General features: G+C 63.9%; 26 protein-coding genes. 16 read left to right on the top strand and 10 right to left on the bottom strand.

Annotation, left to right across the window (positions count from 1 at the left end):
- Positions 1–2: 2 nt before the first annotated feature.
- The 3 genes from CK221_RS04245 to CK221_RS04235 all read left to right on the top strand — a co-directional run bounded on the left by CK221_RS04245 (position 3) and on the right by CK221_RS04235 (position 1284).
- Positions 3–608 (top strand): transporter, encoded by a 606-nt coding sequence (locus CK221_RS04245; RefSeq protein ID WP_095776835.1) that lies wholly within the window; start codon positions 3–5, stop codon positions 606–608.
- Between the two features lie 80 nt (positions 609–688).
- On the top strand, positions 689–970 hold the full coding sequence (locus tag CK221_RS04240; protein WP_095776834.1) for a type II toxin-antitoxin system ParD family antitoxin: 282 nt from the start codon (positions 689–691) through the stop codon (positions 968–970).
- The gene (locus CK221_RS04235; protein ID WP_095776833.1) at positions 967–1284 is read left to right on the top strand and encodes a type II toxin-antitoxin system RelE/ParE family toxin; all 318 of its coding nucleotides are present in this window, start codon (positions 967–969) and stop codon (positions 1282–1284) included. Before CK221_RS04240 ends, CK221_RS04235 begins: the two co-directional genes overlap by 4 nt.
- A gap of 12 nt (positions 1285–1296) precedes the next feature.
- Here CK221_RS04235 and truA read toward each other — a convergent pair whose 3' ends face one another.
- From truA to def, 6 genes are all read right to left on the bottom strand, one after another.
- Complete coding sequence (gene truA / locus CK221_RS04230) at positions 1297–2052, bottom strand: tRNA pseudouridine(38-40) synthase TruA (protein WP_095776832.1); 756 nt, start codon at positions 2050–2052, stop codon at positions 1297–1299.
- A 24-nt stretch (positions 2053–2076) separates the two neighbouring features.
- Positions 2077–2583 carry an N-acetyltransferase gene (locus CK221_RS04225; RefSeq protein WP_067323775.1) on the bottom strand — a complete coding sequence of 169 codons (507 nt, stop codon included), beginning with the start codon at positions 2581–2583 and terminating at the stop codon, positions 2077–2079.
- Complete coding sequence (gene fmt / locus CK221_RS04220) at positions 2580–3515, bottom strand: methionyl-tRNA formyltransferase (RefSeq protein ID WP_095776831.1); 936 nt, start codon at positions 3513–3515, stop codon at positions 2580–2582. Before fmt ends, CK221_RS04225 begins: the two co-directional genes overlap by 4 nt.
- A gap of 19 nt (positions 3516–3534) precedes the next feature.
- A complete protein-coding gene (locus CK221_RS04215; RefSeq protein WP_095776830.1) occupies positions 3535–3960 on the bottom strand; it encodes a type II toxin-antitoxin system VapC family toxin in 426 nt (141 codons plus the stop codon).
- Positions 3957–4235 (bottom strand): plasmid stabilization protein, encoded by a 279-nt coding sequence (locus tag CK221_RS04210; protein WP_082953832.1) that lies wholly within the window; start codon positions 4233–4235, stop codon positions 3957–3959. The genes CK221_RS04215 and CK221_RS04210 overlap by 4 nt, the downstream gene beginning before the upstream one ends.
- 420 nt (positions 4236–4655) lie before the next feature.
- The gene (gene def / locus CK221_RS04200) at positions 4656–5186 is read right to left on the bottom strand and encodes a peptide deformylase (protein ID WP_067323765.1); all 531 of its coding nucleotides are present in this window, start codon (positions 5184–5186) and stop codon (positions 4656–4658) included.
- Positions 5187–5289: 103 nt separating this feature from the next.
- On the opposite strand from def, the gene CK221_RS04195 reads away from it, so the two are divergent.
- Positions 5290–6540 (top strand): DNA recombination protein RmuC, encoded by a 1251-nt coding sequence (locus CK221_RS04195; protein WP_095776828.1) that lies wholly within the window; start codon positions 5290–5292, stop codon positions 6538–6540.
- 15 nt (positions 6541–6555) lie between these two features.
- On the opposite strand, the gene CK221_RS04190 is transcribed toward CK221_RS04195, so the two are convergent.
- Positions 6556–6960 carry a GFA family protein gene (locus CK221_RS04190; RefSeq protein WP_095776827.1) on the bottom strand — a complete coding sequence of 135 codons (405 nt, stop codon included), beginning with the start codon at positions 6958–6960 and terminating at the stop codon, positions 6556–6558.
- A 34-nt stretch (positions 6961–6994) separates the two neighbouring features.
- Positions 6995–7954, bottom strand: a complete 960-nt coding sequence (locus CK221_RS04185) for a cation diffusion facilitator family transporter (RefSeq protein WP_095777081.1) — start codon at positions 7952–7954, stop codon at positions 6995–6997.
- Positions 7955–8201: 247 nt separating this feature from the next.
- On the opposite strand from CK221_RS04185, the gene CK221_RS31045 reads away from it, so the two are divergent.
- Both CK221_RS31045 and sugE read left to right on the top strand, forming a co-directional pair.
- Positions 8202–8327 (top strand): hypothetical protein, encoded by a 126-nt coding sequence (locus CK221_RS31045; protein WP_082953831.1) that lies wholly within the window; start codon positions 8202–8204, stop codon positions 8325–8327.
- A 198-nt stretch (positions 8328–8525) separates the two neighbouring features.
- The gene (sugE, locus tag CK221_RS04175; RefSeq protein ID WP_095776826.1) at positions 8526–8840 is read left to right on the top strand and encodes a quaternary ammonium compound efflux SMR transporter SugE; all 315 of its coding nucleotides are present in this window, start codon (positions 8526–8528) and stop codon (positions 8838–8840) included.
- Positions 8841–8904: 64 nt separating this feature from the next.
- Here sugE and CK221_RS04170 read toward each other — a convergent pair whose 3' ends face one another.
- Positions 8905–9333, bottom strand: coding sequence for a DUF6481 family protein (locus tag CK221_RS04170; protein WP_095776825.1), 429 nt, complete (start codon positions 9331–9333; stop codon positions 8905–8907).
- 227 nt (positions 9334–9560) lie between these two features.
- On the opposite strand from CK221_RS04170, the gene CK221_RS04165 reads away from it, so the two are divergent.
- The 10 genes from CK221_RS04165 to CK221_RS04120 all read left to right on the top strand — a co-directional run bounded on the left by CK221_RS04165 (position 9561) and on the right by CK221_RS04120 (position 19239).
- Positions 9561–10613, top strand: coding sequence for an LLM class flavin-dependent oxidoreductase (locus CK221_RS04165; RefSeq protein WP_095776824.1), 1053 nt, complete (start codon positions 9561–9563; stop codon positions 10611–10613).
- Positions 10614–10704: 91 nt separating this feature from the next.
- Entirely contained in the window at positions 10705–11874 is a 1170-nt protein-coding gene (locus tag CK221_RS04160) for an AI-2E family transporter (RefSeq protein ID WP_067003075.1), read from the top strand.
- 88 nt (positions 11875–11962) lie between these two features.
- The gene (locus tag CK221_RS04155; RefSeq protein ID WP_245425919.1) at positions 11963–12154 is read left to right on the top strand and encodes a hypothetical protein; all 192 of its coding nucleotides are present in this window, start codon (positions 11963–11965) and stop codon (positions 12152–12154) included.
- A 3-nt stretch (positions 12155–12157) separates the two neighbouring features.
- Positions 12158–13156, top strand: a complete 999-nt coding sequence (locus CK221_RS04150; protein WP_095776823.1) for an LLM class flavin-dependent oxidoreductase — start codon at positions 12158–12160, stop codon at positions 13154–13156.
- Between the two features lie 389 nt (positions 13157–13545).
- A complete protein-coding gene (dnaK, locus tag CK221_RS04145) occupies positions 13546–15462 on the top strand; it encodes a molecular chaperone DnaK (RefSeq protein WP_095776822.1) in 1917 nt (638 codons plus the stop codon).
- A 220-nt stretch (positions 15463–15682) separates the two neighbouring features.
- On the top strand, positions 15683–16813 hold the full coding sequence (gene dnaJ / locus CK221_RS04140) for a molecular chaperone DnaJ (protein ID WP_067003083.1): 1131 nt from the start codon (positions 15683–15685) through the stop codon (positions 16811–16813).
- Positions 16814–16935: 122 nt separating this feature from the next.
- Positions 16936–17541 (top strand): phospholipid N-methyltransferase PmtA, encoded by a 606-nt coding sequence (gene pmtA, locus CK221_RS04135; RefSeq protein ID WP_095776821.1) that lies wholly within the window; start codon positions 16936–16938, stop codon positions 17539–17541.
- A 75-nt stretch (positions 17542–17616) separates the two neighbouring features.
- Positions 17617–18213, top strand: coding sequence for an NADPH-dependent FMN reductase (locus CK221_RS04130; RefSeq protein ID WP_067323746.1), 597 nt, complete (start codon positions 17617–17619; stop codon positions 18211–18213).
- On the top strand, positions 18213–18914 hold the full coding sequence (pyrF, locus tag CK221_RS04125; RefSeq protein ID WP_095776820.1) for an orotidine-5'-phosphate decarboxylase: 702 nt from the start codon (positions 18213–18215) through the stop codon (positions 18912–18914). The genes CK221_RS04130 and pyrF overlap by 1 nt, the downstream gene beginning before the upstream one ends.
- A gap of 37 nt (positions 18915–18951) precedes the next feature.
- A complete protein-coding gene (locus CK221_RS04120) occupies positions 18952–19239 on the top strand; it encodes a DUF1330 domain-containing protein (protein ID WP_095776819.1) in 288 nt (95 codons plus the stop codon).
- A 127-nt stretch (positions 19240–19366) separates the two neighbouring features.
- Here CK221_RS04120 and CK221_RS04115 read toward each other — a convergent pair whose 3' ends face one another.
- Positions 19367–20425 (bottom strand): D-alanine:D-lactate ligase-like protein, encoded by a 1059-nt coding sequence (locus tag CK221_RS04115; RefSeq protein WP_095776818.1) that lies wholly within the window; start codon positions 20423–20425, stop codon positions 19367–19369.
- Positions 20426–20448: the final 23 nt, after the last annotated feature.

Genomic DNA, 20448 nt, shown 5'->3' with positions numbered 1-20448 from the left:
CCATGCTCTCAACGGACGAAACCTTTGCTTCGCTGGCCGGCGCCTGGCGGCTGATGCTCGGCAGGGCCGACGGCCTGCGCATGCTCGATCTGTCTGCGGACGGTTTTTGGAATTCCTTCTTCGCCATCGTCGTGGCGGCGCCGGCGCTGATCGTCGGCTGGGTCGGGATCGCCAATGAGATAGGCGATCCGAATGCGTTCGCCGGGCGGCTCGGCATGCTGCTCCGGCTGGCAACCGTCGACATCGGTTCCTGGGTGCTGCCGCTGGTGGCGCTTGCGCTGGTCGCGCCGCGCGCCGGCATCGGCAGCCGCTTCGTCCACTACGTCGTCGCCTCCAACTGGGCCTCCGCGATCATCGCCTGGCTGATGCTGCCGTCGGCGCTGCTGAGGCTGTTCCTGCCTTCGACCGACGAGGTCAGCGGCTTGGTCTCGCTGCTTCTGTTCGCGCTGTCGATGGTGCTGACCTGGCGCATGACCAACGCGACGATCGGCAAGGGCGCGGCTGCCGGCACCGCGGTGTTTGTCGGCATGTTTGTCGCCTCGCTGCTCGTCTTGTTCGGGCTGCAGGCGCTGCTCGGCATCGACATTCCGGACGGCGCGAGGGGCTGATCTTGGCCGGCTGACGGGTTCTTTTCTTGAGACAGGGGGGTATGATAGTTTCACACCACTGTCCTCCCGGAGCGCTAGCCATGTCCGCTACCGAAAAACGCACCTTCAGCCTGCCGGCCGAGCAAGCGGCCTTCATTGATCAGCTCGTCCGCTCGGGCACGTATGCGACCAGCAGCGAAGTCATCCGCGCCGGGCTCCGCGCCCTTCAGGAGCGCGACGCCGCGGTGGAGCGTTGGCTGCGCGAGGAGGTCGCTCCGGCCTATGATGCGTGGAAGGCAAACCCCGGCAAAGGCATTTCGCCGGAGGAAATGGCCGAACGGGCGCGCAAGCGTCACGAGCGCTATTCGCAAAAGAAACCGTGAAGCGTCGGACCGTCGTCTATACGCTTGATGCCGGCGACGATCTCGATCGGATTTACACCTTCATTGCTCAAGCCAGCAATCCCATCCTTGCAGACCGCTACGACGCTCGCATCCGGGCGTTCTGCGAGCGCCTCGAGCATGGCTCTGAACGCGGCACGCGCCGTGATGACGTGCGGCCGGACCTTCGCGTCGTCGGATTTGAGCGCCGGATAACTGTCGCTTTCGTTGTGGAGCCTGAGCGCGTCGTGATTCTGCGCCTCTTCTATGGCGGCGCGAATTGGTCGGACGAACTCGCCGGGGACGACGCCGGCTGATCGACGCCGCCCTCAGACGTCTTCTGGATAGTCCACCCCGACCAAGAACAGGCCGTCGGGCGGCGCTACCTGTCCGCAGGCTGCCCGGTTGCGCGCTTCGAGCGCTGCCTTGAGATCGGCGGCGCTCCAGGAGCCGTCGCCGACCCTGCGCAGTGAGCCGACCATCGAGCGCACCTGGTTGTGCAGGAAGGAACGCGCCGAAGTTCGCACCTCGATGAGATTTCCGGCGCGGGTGACATCGAGACGGTCAAGCGTGCGCACCGGGCTTTCGGCCTGGCACTGGGTGGAGCGGAAGGTGGTGAAATCGTGCCGCCCGAGCAGCACCCTCGCCGCCTCGTGCATGGCCTCGGCATCGAGCCGTTTCGGCACCCACCAGACCTTGCCCCGTTCAAGCGCCGATGGGGCACGGCGGTTGAGGATGCGATAGAGATAATGGCGGCCGGTGGCCGAAAACCGCGCATCGAAATCGTCGGCGACGACGGCAGCCTTGAGGATGGCGATGCGCGCGCCGGCCGCCTGCAGATGGGCGTTGACGGCGTCGCGCACCTTGTCGCGCGCCCAGTCCCTGGCCAGATCGACATGGGCCACCTGGGCGGTCGCGTGCACGCCGGCATCGGTGCGGCCGGCGGCACGTATTCGCACCTCTTCGCCGCAGAACTTTTCGATCGCCTGCTCGATCGCCTGCTGCACCGAAAGCTGGTCCGCCTGATGCTGCCAGCCGGCGAATTGGCTGCCGTCATATTCGATATCGAGCCGAAAACGCGGCATGACAGCTCTGCGTTTGGCGCTCGCCTAGGCGGCCAGCGCGGTGAAGGCCGAAGCGTATAGCAGTCTGCCGGCCTCGGGCGCGTCGCCCCAGGCCAGCGCCTGCAGCGCCTCGCCCTGGTACTCGCTCTCGAATTTCTCGGCGCGGGCGTGGGTGTAGCCGAAGCGGCCGTAATAGGCCGGATCGCCGAGCACCACCGCCAATGCCTCGCCGGCTTCCTTCAGGCGGACATGCGCCTCGCGGATCAGCGCGCCGCCGATGCCGGTGCCGTGGAAGGACGGCTCGACGGCCAGCGGCGCCAGCGCCACGGCCGCGAAGCGCTTGCCGCCGTTCTGCACAAAAAGCCTGGAAAACAGGATGTGGCCGACGACCTGGCCATCTTCTTCCGCAACCAGTTCGACGACGGCGTCGCCGCCGGTGACCAGCGCATCGACCAGGCCGGCCTCCGCCTGCTGGCCGAAGGCATGCTCTTCGACGAGGCGGATCGCCTCGCGATCCCGCGGCGTCGCCGCACGTATCGACATCATGCTCATTGGAGTTTCGTTCCTTTTTCGATCTTGGCCCCGCGCAAGAACTCCTGCGCGGCGGCGGGCCTTCCACCCGCCCGTTGAACTTCGACCAGCCGCACCGCGCCTGACCCGCAGGCGACCGTCAGCCGATCATCGAGAATACCTCCCGACTCGCCGACGCCGTTGGAGAGCGTCGAGCGAAGCAGTTTCAGCCGCTCCACGCGGCCACCAATTTCGACCTCGCACCACGCGCCCGGAAAGGGCGAGAGGCCGCGAATGTGATTGTGGACTTCGCCGGCAGGCCGCGTCCAGTCTACGCGTGTCTCCGATTTATCGATCTTTCGCGCATAGGTCACCCCTTCCGTCGCCTGCGGGGCAAATGTCAGACAATTTATCCCCAACTGTGCGAGCGCATCCACCATCAGCGAGGCGCCTCGAGCCATGAGGAGGTCATGCAATTCCCCGGCGGTCATATCGGGACCAATGGCGCATTTTTCAACCAATGCCACCGAGCCGGTGTCCAGCCCCTCTTCCATGCGCATCACCATCATGCCGGTTTCGACATCGCCGGCCATGATGGCGCGCTGTATGGGAGCAGCACCGCGCCAACGCGGCAAAAGTGAGGCATGGCCGTTGAGGCAACCGAGCCTGGTGGCTTCAAGAACGGGTTTCGGCAGAAGGAGGCCATAGGCGACGACCACGGCGAGATCGGCCCGCAAACCGGCAAAGGCCTGCTGCTCGGTCTCTGCCTTGAGTGATGTCGGCGTGCGCACCTCGAGCCCGAGCCGTTCCGCCTCGCGCTGCACGGGCGAGGGCGTCAATTCCAACCCGCGCCGGCCGGCGGCGCGCGGCGGCTGCGTATAGACGGCGGCAATCTCGTGGCCGGCCTCGGCGATGGCGCTGAGCGTCGGCACGGAAAACTCCGGCGTGCCCATGAAGATGACGCGAAGGGGCATTTCTCCTGCCATGCTATGTTCAGGCGTCCGCTTCAAACGGGTTCACGAGCTTCAGGCCAAGCTCGTCGAAGTCGCGAACATTGCGTGTCGCAAGCGTAGCGTCATGGGCCAGACAGATAGCCGCAATCATGGCATCGGAAAGACTGACCGGACGACCGATATTTTCCCGCATTGCCCGAAGCTTGCCGGTAAGGCGAGGTACCGAGCCAGCAAAGTCAACGATGCGACCCGAAAACTGCTTCGAGATCAGATGGTCGAGAGCACGAACGTGTCGATCAGAGCCGGTCTTATTCAGAAATCTTTCGGCGCCGAAAGATTGTTCCATGACGACCGGGCCGCACAGGTAAAGATTGAGCAGATCCTGTTTGCGAAACCATTCGACCACGTTCGGATCAGGTGTGATCCTGCTTGCTTCGGAAACGACGTTGGTATCGAGAATAATCAATCGAAACCCTCGACCAAGGGGCCAAAGTCCTGTTTCCTCGCAGCTTCGATTTCAGCCATTGTCTCAGCAAACTCGTTGTCAATTGCGCTTTCGTTTGCGAATGCGGAGCGGATACTCTCCCATGCTGAGAAGTTTGGCTCTAGCCTTCTTTCCTTTTCCACACTCATGCCCTTCCACAAAAGATCGATGGCTTTGCCCGATAGGCTCTGGCCGACTTTTCGAGCGGCTTGCTCAATTTCGCGCTTTAGGGGTTCTGGTACATTTCTGATTAGCATATCGCTCAAGGCTAAGCCTCCAATTTGATATCATGATATCATGGTTAGGCGATTTGCTCAATCATACCCAGCACGGGTTTGCGCGGCGCTTAAAGACTCTTCGGTAACCAAGTTCGAATGCTTTCCTCATATGATTCGGGCCTCTTGCCCCTTCGGAGCCATTCATATGAAGACTCGTCAAAAGACATTTGGGGCGTGTCCTACGCCAGGTTCAAATCGCTCGATGAGGAATCTACGAAGGGCAAGTTGTCCAAACGACGTGAGCGGGCATTAGCTGTCTACCTCACGCCGCTTTTTGCAGTGGCATTAGTCGTGGTTTTGATATTCTCGCCAAAGTCTCGCGCGCTTGCGTTTGAGTTGGGTTCCAAAGCCATCGAAGTCGGGAAAGACTGGATCCTGCGTGGAATGCTCGAATGAGGTTCAGCCCGCCATCTTGCCCGGCGCCTTGTCCTTGGCGAGCTTCTTGAATTTCCTGACCACCATGTCGCGCTTCAGCTTCGAGATATGGTCGATGAACAGCACGCCGTTAAGATGGTCGATCTCGTGCTGCAGGCACGTCGCCATCAGGCCTTCGGCCTGCATCTCCTGCAGCTTGCCCTCGCGGTCGAGATATTTCACCCGCACCGCCGCGGGACGCTCGACCTCGGCATAGTAGTCAGGGATCGACAGGCAGCCTTCCTCATAGACCGAGCGCTCGTCGGAGCTTTCGAGGATTTCCGGATTGATGAAGACATGCGGTGCCGGCGGCTCGCCTTCCTTGGCGAGGTCGATGACCAGCAAACGCCGCGGCTCGCCGACCTGGATCGCCGCCAGCCCGATTCCCGGCGCGTCATACATGGTTTCCAGCATGTCGTCGGTGAGCTTGCGCAAGTCACCGTCGACGCGCTCGACCGGTTTGGAAACCTGGCGCAGGATTGGATCGGGAAGGATGATGAGCGGCTTGATCGACATGGCGTCTCACCTAAGACGTCGATGGAAAAGCGTCAACCGGGGCGGCTTTGACTTGTTCACGTTTTGATCTGTGCCAGCAGAGCGAATCGGTTATGCTGCCCAAATGAACGACATGACCTCGATCCTTTCGCAGCCCGTCGCGCGGCTCGGCGCCACCACGATCAGGCTCGGCGAGACGCTTGGCTTCGGAGCGCTGCTGCTGCTGACGCTGTTCCTGGCGCTCGTCATCGCGTTGTGGCGCGCGGGAAAGGCGCGCGCGGCGGCGGCGGCGGAAGCGGCCGACCATGCCCGCGACACCGAGGCCAGGATGGCGGACATTCTGCAGGCGCAGGCCGAGATGCAGGGTCGCATGGGCGCTATCGCCGAAGTGTTCGGCGCCAGGCAGGCCGAGCTCACCCAATCGCTCGGACAGCGGCTCGACGCCATGACCGGCCGTCTTGGCCAGACCATGGCCGAGCAGACCAAGTCGACGCATGAGAGCCTGGCCAAACTGCAGGAGCGGCTGGCGGTGATCGACACGGCGCAGGGCAACATCCAGTCTTTAGCCGGACAGGTCGTGCAGCTGCAGGCGATCCTCTCCAACAAGCAGACTCGCGGCGCCTTCGGCCAGTCGCGCATGGAGGCGATCATTGCCGACGGCCTGCCGCACGGCGCGTACGAGTTCCAGGCGAGCCTTTCCAACGGCAGCCGGCCCGACTGCCTGGTGCGGATGCCGAACGGCGCGCCGATGCTCGCCATCGACGCCAAGTTTCCGCTGGAGGCCTGGAATGCCATTCGTGCCGCCGAAACCGCCGACTTGCAGAAGGCGGCGGCGCAGGCGTTCCGGCGCGACATCGAGGTGCATATCCGCGACATCGCGGAAAAATACCTGATCCAGGGCGAGACGCAGGACACCGCCTTCATGTTCGTGCCCTCGGAATCGGTGTTCGCCGAGATTCACGAGAATTTCGAGCCCGTGGTGCAGAAGGCGCACCGCGCCCGCGTCGTCATCGTCTCGCCGTCATTGCTGATGCTGTCGATCCAGGTCATCCAGGCGATCCTGAAGGACGCGCGCATGCGCGAGCAGGCGCATCTGATCCAGGGCGAGGTCATCCGCCTGATGGAGGACGTGGCGCGAGTCGACGAGCGTGTGCGCCGGCTGCAGACGCATTTCGGCCAGGCGGCCAGGGATATCGACGACATCCTCGTCTCGACGACGAAGGTCACCAAACGCGGGCAGAAGATCGAGGCGCTGGAGTTCGCCGAGGGCGAACCCGAACCGCCACGCGGTCCTGCCAAGGTGGAGGCGGGCGCACGCGTGGCCGATTCCAAGACGGGTCAGCTCAGGCTGCGCGTCGTCGAAGGCGACGACTGAGCTGCCGTAACTCCGTTACTGCTCCTCGATGGTGGTGATGCCTTCGATCTCCGGCAGCCAGTGCAACGCCGAGCGGTGCCAAACCTGTCTTCTCGGCACCAGCTGGTCGCGCTGGCGCGCCGTGCCCACCCGAATGCCGTAGATTTTCGGTCCATCGCCAACCGACGTGGCATAGAGATGCGATCCGCATTCGCCGCAAAACCCCTGAGCGCGCCTGGCGCCGCTGGATCCGGTCTTGATGTAGACCTTCGGCGTGCCGTTGGTAATCCGGTAATCCTCTTCTGGCGCGCCCACCGTCACGCGAAAGGCCGTTCCCGTCAGTTGCTGGCAATCGGTGCAATGGCAGATCGAGGTCTTTTCGGGATCGACCTCCGCTTCGTAGGTGATGGCGCCGCAATGACACCCGCCGTCGATTCTCATTCGGCATGCTCCCAAAAGATTGCTTCGCTCAAATCTAATCCTCTTCGGAGGTCCCGGCGATAGCCTTACGCCTGCGCTCCCATGTGCCAGTCGCCTGCGGCTTGACGAACAGCCTGGTGATTTCGGGCATGTCGCTTTTCAGTCGCGCCTCCAGGCGTTCAACGCAGGCTTCGATCTCAGGCGCCGTGAGATGATCCTCGAATTCGATGCTTAGGCCTGCGACGATCTCCTCCGGGCCGATATGGACGCTCAGTATGCCGTTCGCCCGCTGCACGGCCGGGTCTTCCTGAGCGATCGCCAGAACCTTGCGCTGCACCTCGGGCGAAGCGGGCTCACCGATGAGCAGACCCTTGCTCTCGCGCGCCAAGAAGATGGCGGTGGCGCCCAGGATGACGGCGATGCCGATCGAGCCGGCGCCGTCGAGCTCGGGGATACCCAGGAGCTCGGCAGACAGGATGCCGACGAAGGCGACGACGAGGCCGAGCAGCGCGGCGCTGTCCTCGAACAGCACCGTGTAGATGCTGGGATCCTTGCTCATCCGGACCGCCTCGAACCAACCCAGCCTTCCCTTCTGTCCCCGGAACTCCTTCAGCGCCACCAGCCAGGAACTGCCTTCGAACAGAAAAGAAAGACCAAGCACGATGTAGTTGACCTTGGCGTTGACGACCGGTTCCGGCGCCATGATGTGGATGACGCCCTCGTAGAAGGAAACGCCGGCGCCAAGCGCGAACACCAGCAGGGCGACAATGAAGCTCCAGAAATAGAGTTCGCGTCCGTGTCCGAGCGGATGCGTGCGGTCGGGCGGGCGCGCGGCACGGCGCATGCCGTAAAGCAGAAGCGCGCCATTGCCGGTGTCGACCAGCGAATGCACGCCCTCCGACAGCATGGCTGAAGAGCCTGTGAAGGACGCTGCGGCGAATTTGGTCAGGGCGATCGCAACATTGCCGGCGAGCGCGGCGTAGATCACTCTTTTCGAGCCGCTATGCCCTGCCATGCGCTTCCGATCCTCTTCCAAGTGGGAGCTCAGCGGCCGCCGCCCAAAGCTCCACCGACAATGCGCCAGCCGCTCCGAGGTTCAGATGCCCCTATGCATTTCTGTTGCCTGATCGATCCCGAGGTCGCGGGATCAAGGGAAAACGGTTGACATAGCGCAAGCCGGCTTTCGAAGCTGCAAGCGGCCTCTTGCGGTCGGGCGCTTCTCTTGTTTCACTTGTGCTGCCCACAAATCGGAGGAGCGAATCATGGCGAAAGGTGCGATGAAGGCGGGCAAGGAACCCCGCAAGCCGAAAAAGGACGCCAAGAAACCGGCCGCGGCCCCGGCTCCGAAGGCGCCGCCGGTCAAGGCGATGCGCATCAAGGAGAAGTAGGCCGTCAGCGCGGCCGATCCGTCTCGATGCGGATTTGAACCGGCGGCATGCCGAATGCTGCCGGTGTTTTGTTGATCGGGGTACAGAACTCACTATATCGGTACCGCGAGGACGACCTCGCTTCCCCGAAACCCGGCCGGGACGACCCGCCACGTCAAAACGTCGAGCATTCGATGCTCGATCGATGGAGCGTTCGCGATGTCCTGGATCTTCCTTTTCTTCGCCGGCCTGTTCGAGATCGGCTGGGCGATCGGCCTCAAATATACCGATGGGTTCTCGAAGCCGTTGCCGACCGTGCTCACAATCGTCTCGATGATCGTCAGCCTTGGTCTGCTCGGGCTTGCGTTGAAGACGTTACCCGTCGGCACCGCCTATGCGGTATGGACCGGCATCGGCACTGTCGGCACGGCCTTGCTCGGCATCTGGCTGCTCGGCGAGCCGGCGACCGCGGTGCGGCTTGCCTGCATCGGGCTGATCGTCTGCGGCATCGTCGGGCTGAAGCTCGTCGCCTGATGCGCACGAACGCACTCAGGGCCGCTCCTGGCGACCCTGATTCATTTTTCGAACGAACTCGAACCTAGCGGGCCGAGAAGCCAGGAGGCGTGCGACCGACGCGCGCCTTGCGGGCGGCGTAGCGCGCATCGCGCTTGGCCTTGCGTTCGGCCTCCTCGGCGAGCAGGCGGGCGATGCGTTCGGTTTCCTCGGCTTCGCGGATCTTGGCCTCGGCAGCCGCCGCCTCTTCGGCAGCAATACGGGCCGCTTCGGCCACTGCCTCGCGTTCAGCCTTCTCGGCCGCTTCGCGCGCCAGCTTTTCCTGCTTCAACCGGGCCTTCTCGGCCTCGCGGATAGCACGGGCCTCGAGGATCGCCTTGCGTTCCGCCTGACGCGCCAGAACCGCTGGGTCGTCCGCCGCCGGCTTTGACTTGAAGCGCTCCAGGAGCGCCTTCTTTGCCTCGTTCGCGGCGTTGCGCCGCTCGAATATGTCTTTTTCCCTGTAAATAGCCAAGTCCACTTCCCTGAAGTCAATTCGCGACGCTTACATACGCGCGAAAGCGGTGAGTTCAAGCGCCAAAACGGTATGCCAGCCATGAAAATCTGGGCTGTTGCCGTCGGGATACGTCGCCGCGGCGCGATGCACTGTTCACAAATCGCGCCTCTGGCGGCTCTGGGGGCCGGTCGCTACCTCTAGCGCCAAACAATCAACGCCCAAGCGGCGCATCAGGATGCATGAAAATGGAACTTGGCCTCTACACTTTCGCGGATGTCAGCCCGGAGCCGGGCCCCGGCGCCATCGGCCCGCACGAACGGCTGCGCAACCTGATCGAGGAGATCGAACTGGCCGACCAGGTCGGTCTCGACGTGTTCGGCCTCGGCGAACATCATCGCCCCGACTATGCGGCCTCGGCGCCGGTCGTGGCGCTGGCCGCGGCCGCGGAGCGGACGAAGCGGATCAAGCTCACCAGCGCGGTCACGGTGCTTTCTTCCGACGATCCGGTGCGGGTCTTCCAGCAGTTCGCGACGCTCGACCTTCTGTCCGGCGGCCGCGCCGAGATCATGGCCGGGCGCGGCTCCTTCATCGAATCGTTTCCGCTGTTCGGCTACAATCTCGAGGACTATGACGAGCTCTTCGCCGAGAAGCTGGATCTCCTGCTTGCCATCCGCGATCAGGTGAAGGTGACGTGGCAGGGCAAGCTGCGCGCGCCGATCAACGGCCACGGCGTCTATCCCCGACCTTTCCGGGACAAGCTGCCGATCTGGATCGCTATTGGCGGGACGCCGCAGTCCGCCGCCCGCGCCGGCGTGCTCGGCCTGCCGCTGGCGCTTGCCATCATCGGCGGCGAGCCGGCCCGCTTCGCGCCGCTGTTCGAGATCTATCGCGAGGCGGCAAGGCGCGCCGGCAACGATCCCGCCTCGCTGGCGACCAGCTTGAACGTGCATGGCTTCGTCGGCGAGACGACCGAGAAGGCGGCCGACGATTTCTACGCACCGCAGGCCGAGGTGATGAACCGCATCGGCCGCGAGCGCGGCTGGGGGCCGACCTCGCGGGCGCATTTCGATCAGACGCGCGGGCCGAACGGCGCGCTGTTCGTCGGCGAGCCCGAACAGGTGGCGGAAAAGATCGTCGCCCAGCACAAGATCTTCGGCAACGACCGCTTCCCGTTGCAGATGGCGATCGGCACCATGCCGCATGCCAAGATCATGAAGGCGATCGAGCTCTACGGCACCAAGGTGGCGCCGGTCGTGCGCAAGGAAACGGCGAAGGCCGCGCCGGCGCCAGTCGCCTGAGCCCGCCTGCCCAGCAAGATGCGCCCTCACCGCCGGCTAAGGAACCTTGGCGGCGGCGCGTACGTTTTCCTCGGCGATCGCGAGGGAACGGATGAAGGTCGAAACGAGCGCTTCGGGTTCGAACGTTGCCGAAAGCCCGGACGAGCGCGCCAGCGCCCGCGCCGAATTGCGCCTGATTCGATTGCTGCTGATCGGCATCTTCGTGCTGATAACGATCGCCGCGCTTTATTTCGCCCGCGCCTTCTTCATGCCGGTGATCCTCGCCTTCCTGCTGGCGCTGACGCTGACCCCGATCGTGCGCTTCCTGCGCAAGCGCGGCATCCCAGAAGTCGCCTCCGCGACGCTACTGGTGTTGCTGTCCCTCTTCGTCTTCGCCAGCGCCGGTTACCTGCTCAGCGGCCCGGTCATCGACCTCATCAACAACAGCTACTCGATCGGCGAGCAACTCACCGAGCGGCTGGCGCCGTTCAAGCGTCCGCTGGAGAGGGTCATGGATCTCTCGCGTCAACTGCAGGCCCTGACCGAGACATCGCAGGAACCTGGTGTGCAGAAGGTCGCGCTGGCTCCGTCCGGCATCCTGTCGACGGCGGCCAGCAACATTCTGGGGGCCGGCACGAGCATCACCCTCGTCTTCGTGCTGTCGCTGTTCCTGCTCGCCTCCGGCACCTTGTTCTACGAGAAGATCGTCCAGTCCTTCGCCCACCTCAGCGACAAGAAGCGCGCGCTGCGCATCGTCTATGACGTCGAGCACGAGATTTCCCATTACCTGCTTACCGTGGCGGCCATCAATGCCGGCCTCGGCACGGTGATCGGACTTGGCCTTTGGGGACTTGGGATGCCGAACCCGCAGGTCTGGGGCGCGGCCGCGGCGCTGCTCAACTTCCTGCCCTATGTCGGCGGGCTGATCACCTTGCTGCTGGTCACGATCATCGCGCTGATCAGCTTCGATACGATCCCCTACGCGTTGCTGGCACCCGCCTTCGTTTTGTTGTGCGACATCGTCGAGGGCCAGTTCGTGACCCCGACGGTGGTCGGCCGGCGGCTCGAGATAAACGCGGTGGCGATCTTCATCGCCATCGCCTTCTGGTCATGGCTCTGGGGTTTCGTCGGCGCGCTGATGGCGGTGCCGCTGCTGGTGGTCATCAAGGTGTTCTGCGACCATTTCGATGGCCTCAGCCATGTCGGCAATTTCCTCGCCGCGCAGCAGACCATGGCGATCGACGACGAGGCCGGCGATAACAACCACAAATCCGGCGCGTGAGGCCTGGCCCAATCTGCATGTCCGGCCGGCTGTTTGCGGCGCCCATGGCGAGTGCCTACACCGGTCCGGTCTAGCCGGACCCGCCTGCATGAATGACTTCGATCTCGCGCTGCGCAACAACCGCCTGTCTATCCATCATCTCGGCGGCCGCAGCGAGCAGCGGGAAATCGCCTCAGCGACCGGACTCGCCGACGTGCTGGAAGGCCAGTTCGCCATCGTCATTCCCGACCGCGCCGAATTCGAGGCCCGGTTGCGGCAGAAGCAAATCGTGGAGACCTGACCAATGACGGCCCTTTCGGTTCTCGACCTGTCGCCGATCACGCAAGGCAACAATGCCTCGCGGTCGCTGGCCAATTCGCTCGACCTTGCCCGCCATGCCGAGCGGCTTGGCTACCAGCGCTACTGGCTCGCCGAGCACCACAACATGCCGGGCATTGCCAGTGCCGCGACGTCGGTTGTGATCGCCCATGTCGCCGGCGGCACCAAGACTATCCGCGTCGGCGCCGGCGGCATCATGCTGCCCAACCATGCGCCGCTGGTGATTGCCGAGCAGTTCGGCACGCTGGCAGCACTTTTCCCCGGCCGCATCGATCTCGGCCTCGGCCGCGCGCCAGGCACCGATATGATGACGGCACGGGCGCTTCGCCGCAACCTGGAGGCCAGCGACAACTTCCCCCAGGACGTGGTCGAGCTGATGGGCTATTTCCAGCCGGCCGAGGAAGGCCAGCGCATCCGCGCGGTGCCGGGCGAAGGCCAGGGCGTGCCGGTCTGGATCCTTGGCTCCAGCCTCTATGGCGCGCAGCTCGCGGCGCTGCTTGGGCTGCCCTATGCTTTTGCCTCGCATTTCGCGCCGGCCGAACTCGACCACGCCCTGGAGGTCTATCGCACCCGTTTCCAGCCGTCGGCGCAGCTCGACAGGCCTTATGTGATGCTCGGCCTCAATGTCTTTGCGGCACCCACCGATGCCGAGGCGAAGCTTTTGTTCACCTCGCTGCAGCATGCCTTCGTCAACCTGCGCAGCGGCCGGCCCGGCCAGCTGCCGCCGCCGGTCGAAAACTACGACCGCGACCTTGATCCCGTCGCCAGATCCATGCTGGCCCAGGCGCTGTCCTGTGCCGTCGTCGGCGCGCCGGAGACGGTCCGCCAGGGCATCGACGCCTTCGTGCGCCGCACGGGCGCCGACGAATTGATGGTGACGGCGCAGATGTTCGACCACACCGCGCGGGTGCGCTCCTTCGAGATCCTCGCGGACGTGCACAGATTGATGTCGCAAGCGGCCTGACCGCTGTGCCCCCTGTCAGCCGGGGGGTGCAAGCGATCGCCGTCGGAACACACATGTTCTGAAGCTCGGCGCAACTCCGTTCGCAGGCATTCACGCCCGGATAATGGCGACTGCGACGTTTTTGCCCGCGCCGGATTTACCTCGGTCCGGGCGTATCGGGCGGCAAATCGGCCGCAAAATTGGCGATTTAGCACCGTTCCCGGCAGAGGATCGGCTTGGTGGATGCGTTGCGCAGGATGCTTGCGCCTCGTGCCGCCTGTTCTTATATACGCGCCAACCGCCCGGCCTTGAAAACCCGGGGACCGTGGCGGAATTTCTTGTGAACAGGGGCTTTCGTCGGAACGCCTTATCAGGGTCCTGAGAGCCTGCTTAGAGGAGAGACTAGAACAATGGCAAAAGTAATCGGTATCGACCTCGGAACCACCAACTCCTGCATCGCCATCATGGACGGCAAGGAGCCCAAGGTTATCGAGAATGCGGAAGGCGCGCGCACGACCCCTTCCATCGTCGCCATCAACAGCGATGGCGAACGCCTCGTCGGCCAGCCGGCCAAGCGCCAGGCGGTCACCAATCCTGAAAACACCATCTTCGCGGTCAAGCGCCTGATCGGCCGCCGCTATGACGATCCGGTGACGGAGAAGGACAAGAAGCTTGTCCCCTACAAGATCGTCAAGGGCGACAATGGCGATGCCTGGGTCGAGGCCGGCGGCAAGAAGCTTTCGCCCAGCCAGATCTCGGCCATGATCCTGCAGAAGATGAAGGAAACGGCTGAAGCCTATCTCGGCGAGAAGGTCGAGAAGGCGGTCATCACCGTTCCGGCCTATTTCAACGATGCCCAGCGCCAGGCGACCAAGGACGCCGGCAAAATCGCCGGCCTCGAAGTGCTGCGCATCATCAACGAGCCGACGGCTGCCGCACTTGCCTATGGTCTGGAGAAGAAGGACGGCAAGACCATCGCCGTCTATGACCTTGGCGGCGGCACGTTCGACATTTCGGTGCTCGAGATCGGCGACGGCGTCTTCGAAGTGAAGTCGACCAATGGCGACACCTTCCTCGGCGGCGAGGACTTCGACATGCGCCTGGTCGAGTACCTGGCGGCCGAGTTCAAGAAGGAACAGGGCATCGACCTCAAGGCCGACAAGCTCGCCCTGCAGCGCCTGAAGGAAGCGGCCGAGAAGGCCAAGATCGAGCTGTCGTCGACGACGCAGACCGAGATCAACCTGCCCTTCATCACTGCCGACGCCAGCGGGCCGAAGCACCTGACGATGAAGCTCACCCGGGCGAAGTTCGAGAGCCTGGTCGAGGACCTCGTGCAGCGCACCATCGACCCCTGCAAGGCGGCGCTCAAGGATGCCGGCCTGAAGGCGGGCGAGATCGACGAAGTGGTGCTGGTCGGCGGCATGACCCGCATGCCCAAAATCCAGGAGATCGTGAAGCAGTTCTTCGGCAAGGAGCCGCACAAGGGCGTCAACCCGGATGAGGTCGTCGCGCTCGGCGCCGCCATCCAGGCCGGCGTGCTGCAGGGCGACGTCAAGGACGTGCTGTTGCTCGACGTGACCCCGCTGTCGCTCGGCATCGAGACGCTGGGCGGCGTGTTTACCAGGCTGATCGAACGCAACACCACGATCCCGACCAAGAAGAGCCAGGTGTTCTCGACGGCCGAGGATTCGCAGTCGGCGGTCACCATCCGCGTCTTCCAGGGCGAGCGCGAGATGGCGGCCGACAACAAGCTGCTCGGCCAGTTCGACCTGGTCGGCATTCCGCCGGCTCCGCGCGGCGTGCCGCAGATCGAGGTCACCTTCGACATCGACGCCAATGGCATCGTCAACGTCTCGGCCAAGGACAAGGGCACCGGCAAGGAGCACCAGATCCGCATCCAGGCTTCGGGCGGTCTGTCCGACGCCGACATCGAGAAGATGGTGAAGGACGCCGAGGCCAATGCCGAGGCCGACAAGAAGCGCCGCGCCCTCGTCGAGGCCCGCAACCAGGCTGAATCCCTGGTGCATTCGTCCGAGAAGTCGCTCAAGGACTATGGCGACAAGGTCTCGGAAGCCGACCGCACCGCGATCGCCGACGCGATTGCGGCGCTGAGGTCCGCAGCCGAAGGCGATGACGTGGCCGATATCGAGGCCAAGTCGCAGTCGCTCGCCGAAGCTTCGATGAAGCTTGGCCAGGCCATGTACGAGGCCTCGCAGAAGGAAGCGGCCGAAGCCGACGCCAAGGCGGACGCCGCCAAGGATTCGGACGTGGTCGACGCCGACTTCGAGGAAATCGACGAAGACGACGACAAGAAGAAGTCGGCCTGAGCCGGCTGACGGCCAAACAATGCGAAAAGCCCGGCGCAAGGCCGGGCTTTTTTGCAACCTTCACCGAAAAAGTGCGGACCTTGCCCAAAAATTGACGGAAAAACACCGGCGAGCCCGGCTCGGCTCTGGCATCCGGGCAACATCGCTCCTAAATCGAACAACGTGCCGGCGACGACGCGACAATGCTTGAAGACATTGAGCATCCGGACAGCGGGATAAAATGAAAGCTGATTTCTACGAAACGCTGGGCGTGCAAAAAGGCGCCGACGACAAGGAGCTGAAGAGCGCTTTCCGCAAGCTCGCCATGCAGTTCCATCCCGACCGCAACCCCGGCGACCATGCCTGCGAGCACAAGTTCAAGGAAATCAACGAAGCCTACGAGACGCTGAAGGACCCGCAGAAGCGCGCGGCCTATGACCGTTTCGGCCACGCCGCCTTCGAGCAGGGCGGCATGAACGGCGCCGCGCACGGCTTCGGCGCCGGCGGCTTCGCCGACATCTTCGAAGACATTTTCGGCGATATGATGGGTGGCCGCCAGCGCCGCTCGTCGGGCGGCCGCGAGCGCGGGGCCGACCTGCGCTACAACATGGAAATCTCGCTGGAAGAGGCGTTTTTGGGCAAGACGGCGCAGATCCGCGTGCCGGCATCGATTTCCTGTTCGGAATGCTCCGGCAGCGGCGCCAAGCCCGGCACGCAGCCGGTCACCTGCGCGATGTGCCACGGCCATGGCAAGGTGCGGGCAACGCAAGGCTTCTTCTCGATCGAGCGCACCTGCCCGCAATGCCAGGGGCGCGGCCAGACGATCAAGGACCCCTGCCCGAAATGCGCCGGCCAGGGCCGCGTCACCGAGGAGCGTTCGCTGTCGGTCAACATCCCGGCCGGCATCGAGGACGGAACCCGCATCCGGCTTGCCAATGAGGGCGAGGCCGGCCTGCGCGGCGGCCCCTCGGGCGACCTCTACATCTTCCTTGCCGTCAAGCCGCACGAATTCTTCCAGCGCGACGGCGCCGACCTCTACTGCAAGGTGCCGATCTCGATGACGACCGCCGCCCTCGGCGGCTCGTTCGAGGTCACCACGCTCGACGGCACGCAGACCAAGGTGAAAGTGCCGGAAGGCACCCAGAACGGCCGCCAGTTCCGGCTGAAGGGCAAGGGCATGCCGGTGCTGCGGCAGCCCAATGTCGGCGATCTCTACATCCAGACCGCGGTCGAGACGCCGCAGAACCTGTCGCGGCGCCAGCGCGAGCTCCTGGAAGAGTTCGAGCAGCTGTCCTCGAAGGACAATTCGCCCCAGTCGAGCGGCTTCTTCGCCCGCATGAAGGACTTTTTCGAATCCTTCGGCGAACCCTGACTGGGATGCGGGAGGGGTTGACGCGCTGCCTCAACGTCATCAACATCTTATGCCAGATCTTGCCTTGCCTTGTTCCACCTAGCTGCTAAGTAGCGAGTCGGGGAGCGTTGAGGAGAGCTCGCATGGCACGTGGTCCCGGGTTGCGCAAAGCGCTGACGGAAAAATTCGACGACGAGCTGAAGTTCTTCAAAGGCTGGATCGACAAGCCGAAAGCTGTCGGCTCGATCGTTCCCACCAGTTCCGTCACCGCCCGCAAGATGGCCTCGATCGTCAACCCGAAATCGGGCCTGCCGGTGCTGGAGGTCGGCCCCGGCACCGGCGTCATCACCCGTGCCATCCTCGCCCAGGGCGTGAAGCCGGAGAACCTCTATGCGATCGAATACTCGACCGACTTCGTGCGCCATCTGCGCCGGCTCTACCCGCGCGTCAACGTCATCGAGGGCGACGCCTTCAACCTCGACGCAACACTCGGCGACAAGCGCGACATGGTGTTCGACTCGGTCGTCTCCGGCGTGCCGCTGCTCAATTTCCCGGTCGCCCAGCGCATCGCCTACATCGAAAGCCTGCTCGACCGCATTCCCGTCGGCCGGCCGATCGTGCAGCTGACCTACGGCCCGCTGTCGCCGATCCCGCCCGGCCGCGGCGACTACACGGTCAAGCATTTCGATTTCATCATCCGCAACATTCCGCCGACGCAGCTGTGGATCTACCGGCGCGAGGCATGTTGACCGAAAGCGCCTGGCCATCGAAAGCGCTTGGGGATTGATCGCTCTTCGGCCTATACGTCGTTCGACAGGTGGCCGATGGCAGTAATCCCAAGAATCCTCGTCTTTGCAGGCTCGATCCGCACCGGTGCTTTCAGCGGCCGGACGGCCGATGTCGCGCAAAAGGAACTCGCCATGCAGGGTGCGGAGGTGACCCGCATTTCGCTCGGCGACTATCCGCTGCCGATCATGGACGAGGATCTCGAGAAGGACAAAGGCATTCCCGAGAATGCCGTGAAGCTCGGCCATCAGATTTCCGCCCATGACGGGCTGCTGATCGCGACGCCTGAATATAACGGCTCGATCCCGCCGCTCCTGAAGAATTCGATCGACTGGGTGAGCCGGCTCCGGCGCGACGGCAGCCGCTCGTTCAGGCCGCTTTACGGCAAGCCCGTCGCGCTCTGCTCCTCCTCCGAGGGCAAGTTTGCCGGCATACGCTGCATCAACCATCTGCGCGCGGTGCTGGTGCGCTGCCAGATGGAAGTGATCACGCCGGAATGCTCGGTTTCCGGCGCCGATGAAGCCTTCGCCGAGGACGGACAATTCCGCGACGCCAGACTGCACCAATCGATGGAGCGCCTATGCCGTACACTGATCGAAACCTCGCGCATGCTGTCCGTGAGGATCGAGGTCTGATGCATCCGGTCGAGACCATGCGCGACAGGCTGATCGTCGGCCTCGACGTGCCGACGCTGAAAGAAGCCGAACAGACGGTGCGCGAGCTCGAAGGCAGTGTCTCTTTTTACAAGATCGGCTATCAGCTCGCCTTTGCCGGCGGGCTCGATTTCGCGCGCGAGCTCGCCAGCGGCGGCAGCAAGGTCTTCCTCGACATGAAGCTGCTCGACATCGACAACACGGTGGCCAAGGGGGTCGAGAATATCGTCAGGATGGGGGTCTCGATGCTGACACTGCATGCCTATCCCAAGGCTATGCAGGCGGCGGTGGAAGCAGCCAAGGGCAGCGATCTCTGCCTGCTCGCGGTGACCGTGCTGACCTCGATGGACGAGCAGGACATGATCGATGCCGGCTATGAACACGATCCGCACACGCTGGTGCTGAGGCGCGCCGAACAGGCGCTGCATGCCGGCATGGGCGGCATCGTCTGCTCGGCCGAGGAGGCCGAAGCCGTGCGCCGGATCGTCGGTCCCGACATGGCCGTGGTCACGCCGGGTATACGGCCGAGCGGCAGCGACCATGGCGACCAGAAGCGTGTGGTGACGCCGGCGCAAGCGATCCGCAACGGCTCCAGCCACCTTGTCGTCGGCAGACCCATCGTCAAGGCGCCGGATCGGCGGGCGGCGGCCGAAGCTATCTTGGCCGAAATGTGCTCGGCATAAAGCCGATCCCGTTTGCGAACCGAAACAGGAGAAAAGAATGCCAAAGGGATATTGGGTTGCCCGGGTCGATGTGCGCGACCCGGAAGGCTACAAAGACTATGTCGCCGCCGCCAAACCGGCTTTCGAGCGCTTCGGCGCGAAATTCCTGGCGCGCGGCGGCGAGCATGAGAAGGCCGAGGGGCCTGGCCGCGCGCGCAATGTGATCATCGAGTTCGAATCGCTTGCCGCCGCGCATGACTGCTACCACTCGCCAGAATATCAGTGCGCCGTCGCCATCCGGCAGAAAGTGGCTGACGGCGAGATCGTGCTGGTCGAGGGGGTTTAGGCCCAGGGCGCATCGTCCTGCCTTGACATGATCATGGAAGGCGGTGGCGCAGAATAAAGATTTGCAGCGATCCTTCGCCGGCGTCTCAAAGCCGCTCCGCTGCCGCAGACCGGTCCAATCCCTAAGCTTATGCCCTCAGCCGGCTGGTCGCCGTCTCCGCCATCGCATCCGCCAGGCTCATGCCCCATTGCCTGCGGCAATAATCGCGGAAATCGAAGCAGGGCAGGCCGGGACAGACTTCGAACTCGATGAGATGGATGGTGTCGTCGGCCTCGACCCTGAAATCGACCGAGAAGACGTCCTTCAGGCCAAGCCCGGCGATCAGCTCCTGCGCGATGGCGCGGATCGCGCGATCGGCCGCCTGCTGGCTGGCGGCGACCTGCTCGAGTTCCGGCTCGGCATAGGTGCCTGCGTCCCTGGCGGCCTGGCCGCTATCGCCGTAGAGCGCCATAGAGTCGGCCATGGTCTGGAAGTCGCCGCCGGACTCGACGAAGGCGATGCCGAGCGCCTCGACGCCGGTATCCGGCTTCAGACCGAGGAAGCTTGCCCGCACATTGCGGCCGGCGACATAAGGCTGGACGACGACATCGTCGCGATAATGCGCAAAGACCCGCCGGCTGAGCTCCAGCGCATGACCAAGATCGCGACAGCGCGAATCCGGCCAGATGCCGATCTTGGCGCCGAGCCGGTTTGGTTTGACGAACCAGCCGGCGGACGAGGCCGACGGCTCGACCAGCCATTTCCCATTTCGGGCCAGCCCGGCCGGCGGCACCGGCAGGCCAAGCGCGCCGAGCACGGCGCCGGAGCGGAACTTGTCCTGGCAGAGCGCGAACAACGAATCGTCGGCGCCGATCGTCTTCAGCCCATTCAGCCTTGCCAGCGCAGGCGAAGCGCCGCCACGGAAATAGGCGATGCCGTCGGTCAGCGTCCAGACCAGGGTTTTGACGGGATCAGCGTTCGCCAACACGGTCGCGGCGTCGTCCAGCTCGACGGCCATGAAGGTTAGGCCGCGCGTTTCGCAAGCGGCGGCGAGCTGGCCGAATTCGGGCGCGAGATCGGTCGACTGCGCCAGATAGGACGAGATCTCGATGGCGCGTTCCGTCGGGTAGCCGTCGGCGACCAGCCGGTCGAAGCAAGCGTTCTCCGGCTCGTGGACAAGGATCAGCGTCGGGCCGTTGCGCGGCATGGAAGCTCCCAGAAAAGGCAGGT

Origin of the sequence: Mesorhizobium sp. WSM3868, from assembly GCF_002294785.1 — a bacterium.
Lineage (GTDB): Bacteria > Pseudomonadota > Alphaproteobacteria > Rhizobiales > Rhizobiaceae > Mesorhizobium.
Note: the sequence above shows the minus strand (reverse complement) of the source record. Positions and strands in the feature narration are given on the sequence as shown.

What these genes read in the sequence shown, in the direction of transcription:
- CK221_RS04245 (WP_095776835.1), top strand. Translation starts at nt 3, where the DNA reads ATGCTCTCAACGGACGAAACCTTTGCTTCGCTGGCCGGCGCCTGGCGG.
- CK221_RS04240 (WP_095776834.1), top strand. Translation starts at nt 689, where the DNA reads ATGTCCGCTACCGAAAAACGCACCTTCAGCCTGCCGGCCGAGCAAGCG.
- truA (WP_095776832.1), bottom strand. Translation starts at nt 2,052, where the DNA reads ATGCCGCGTTTTCGGCTCGATATCGAATATGACGGCAGCCAATTCGCC.
- CK221_RS04225 (WP_067323775.1), bottom strand. Translation starts at nt 2,583, where the DNA reads ATGAGCATGATGTCGATACGTGCGGCGACGCCGCGGGATCGCGAGGCG.
- fmt (WP_095776831.1), bottom strand. Translation starts at nt 3,515, where the DNA reads ATGCCCCTTCGCGTCATCTTCATGGGCACGCCGGAGTTTTCCGTGCCG.
- CK221_RS04210 (WP_082953832.1), bottom strand. Translation starts at nt 4,235, where the DNA reads ATGCTAATCAGAAATGTACCAGAACCCCTAAAGCGCGAAATTGAGCAA.
- def (WP_067323765.1), bottom strand. Translation starts at nt 5,186, where the DNA reads ATGTCGATCAAGCCGCTCATCATCCTTCCCGATCCAATCCTGCGCCAG.
- CK221_RS04195 (WP_095776828.1), top strand. Translation starts at nt 5,290, where the DNA reads ATGAACGACATGACCTCGATCCTTTCGCAGCCCGTCGCGCGGCTCGGC.
- CK221_RS04190 (WP_095776827.1), bottom strand. Translation starts at nt 6,960, where the DNA reads ATGAGAATCGACGGCGGGTGTCATTGCGGCGCCATCACCTACGAAGCG.
- CK221_RS04185 (WP_095777081.1), bottom strand. Translation starts at nt 7,954, where the DNA reads ATGGCAGGGCATAGCGGCTCGAAAAGAGTGATCTACGCCGCGCTCGCC.
- CK221_RS31045 (WP_082953831.1), top strand. Translation starts at nt 8,202, where the DNA reads ATGGCGAAAGGTGCGATGAAGGCGGGCAAGGAACCCCGCAAGCCGAAA.
- sugE (WP_095776826.1), top strand. Translation starts at nt 8,526, where the DNA reads ATGTCCTGGATCTTCCTTTTCTTCGCCGGCCTGTTCGAGATCGGCTGG.
- CK221_RS04165 (WP_095776824.1), top strand. Translation starts at nt 9,561, where the DNA reads ATGGAACTTGGCCTCTACACTTTCGCGGATGTCAGCCCGGAGCCGGGC.
- CK221_RS04160 (WP_067003075.1), top strand. Translation starts at nt 10,705, where the DNA reads ATGAAGGTCGAAACGAGCGCTTCGGGTTCGAACGTTGCCGAAAGCCCG.
- CK221_RS04155 (WP_245425919.1), top strand. Translation starts at nt 11,963, where the DNA reads ATGAATGACTTCGATCTCGCGCTGCGCAACAACCGCCTGTCTATCCAT.
- CK221_RS04150 (WP_095776823.1), top strand. Translation starts at nt 12,158, where the DNA reads ATGACGGCCCTTTCGGTTCTCGACCTGTCGCCGATCACGCAAGGCAAC.
- dnaK (WP_095776822.1), top strand. Translation starts at nt 13,546, where the DNA reads ATGGCAAAAGTAATCGGTATCGACCTCGGAACCACCAACTCCTGCATC.
- dnaJ (WP_067003083.1), top strand. Translation starts at nt 15,683, where the DNA reads ATGAAAGCTGATTTCTACGAAACGCTGGGCGTGCAAAAAGGCGCCGAC.
- pmtA (WP_095776821.1), top strand. Translation starts at nt 16,936, where the DNA reads ATGGCACGTGGTCCCGGGTTGCGCAAAGCGCTGACGGAAAAATTCGAC.
- CK221_RS04130 (WP_067323746.1), top strand. Translation starts at nt 17,617, where the DNA reads ATGGCAGTAATCCCAAGAATCCTCGTCTTTGCAGGCTCGATCCGCACC.
- pyrF (WP_095776820.1), top strand. Translation starts at nt 18,213, where the DNA reads ATGCATCCGGTCGAGACCATGCGCGACAGGCTGATCGTCGGCCTCGAC.
- CK221_RS04120 (WP_095776819.1), top strand. Translation starts at nt 18,952, where the DNA reads ATGCCAAAGGGATATTGGGTTGCCCGGGTCGATGTGCGCGACCCGGAA.
- CK221_RS04115 (WP_095776818.1), bottom strand. Translation starts at nt 20,425, where the DNA reads ATGCCGCGCAACGGCCCGACGCTGATCCTTGTCCACGAGCCGGAGAAC.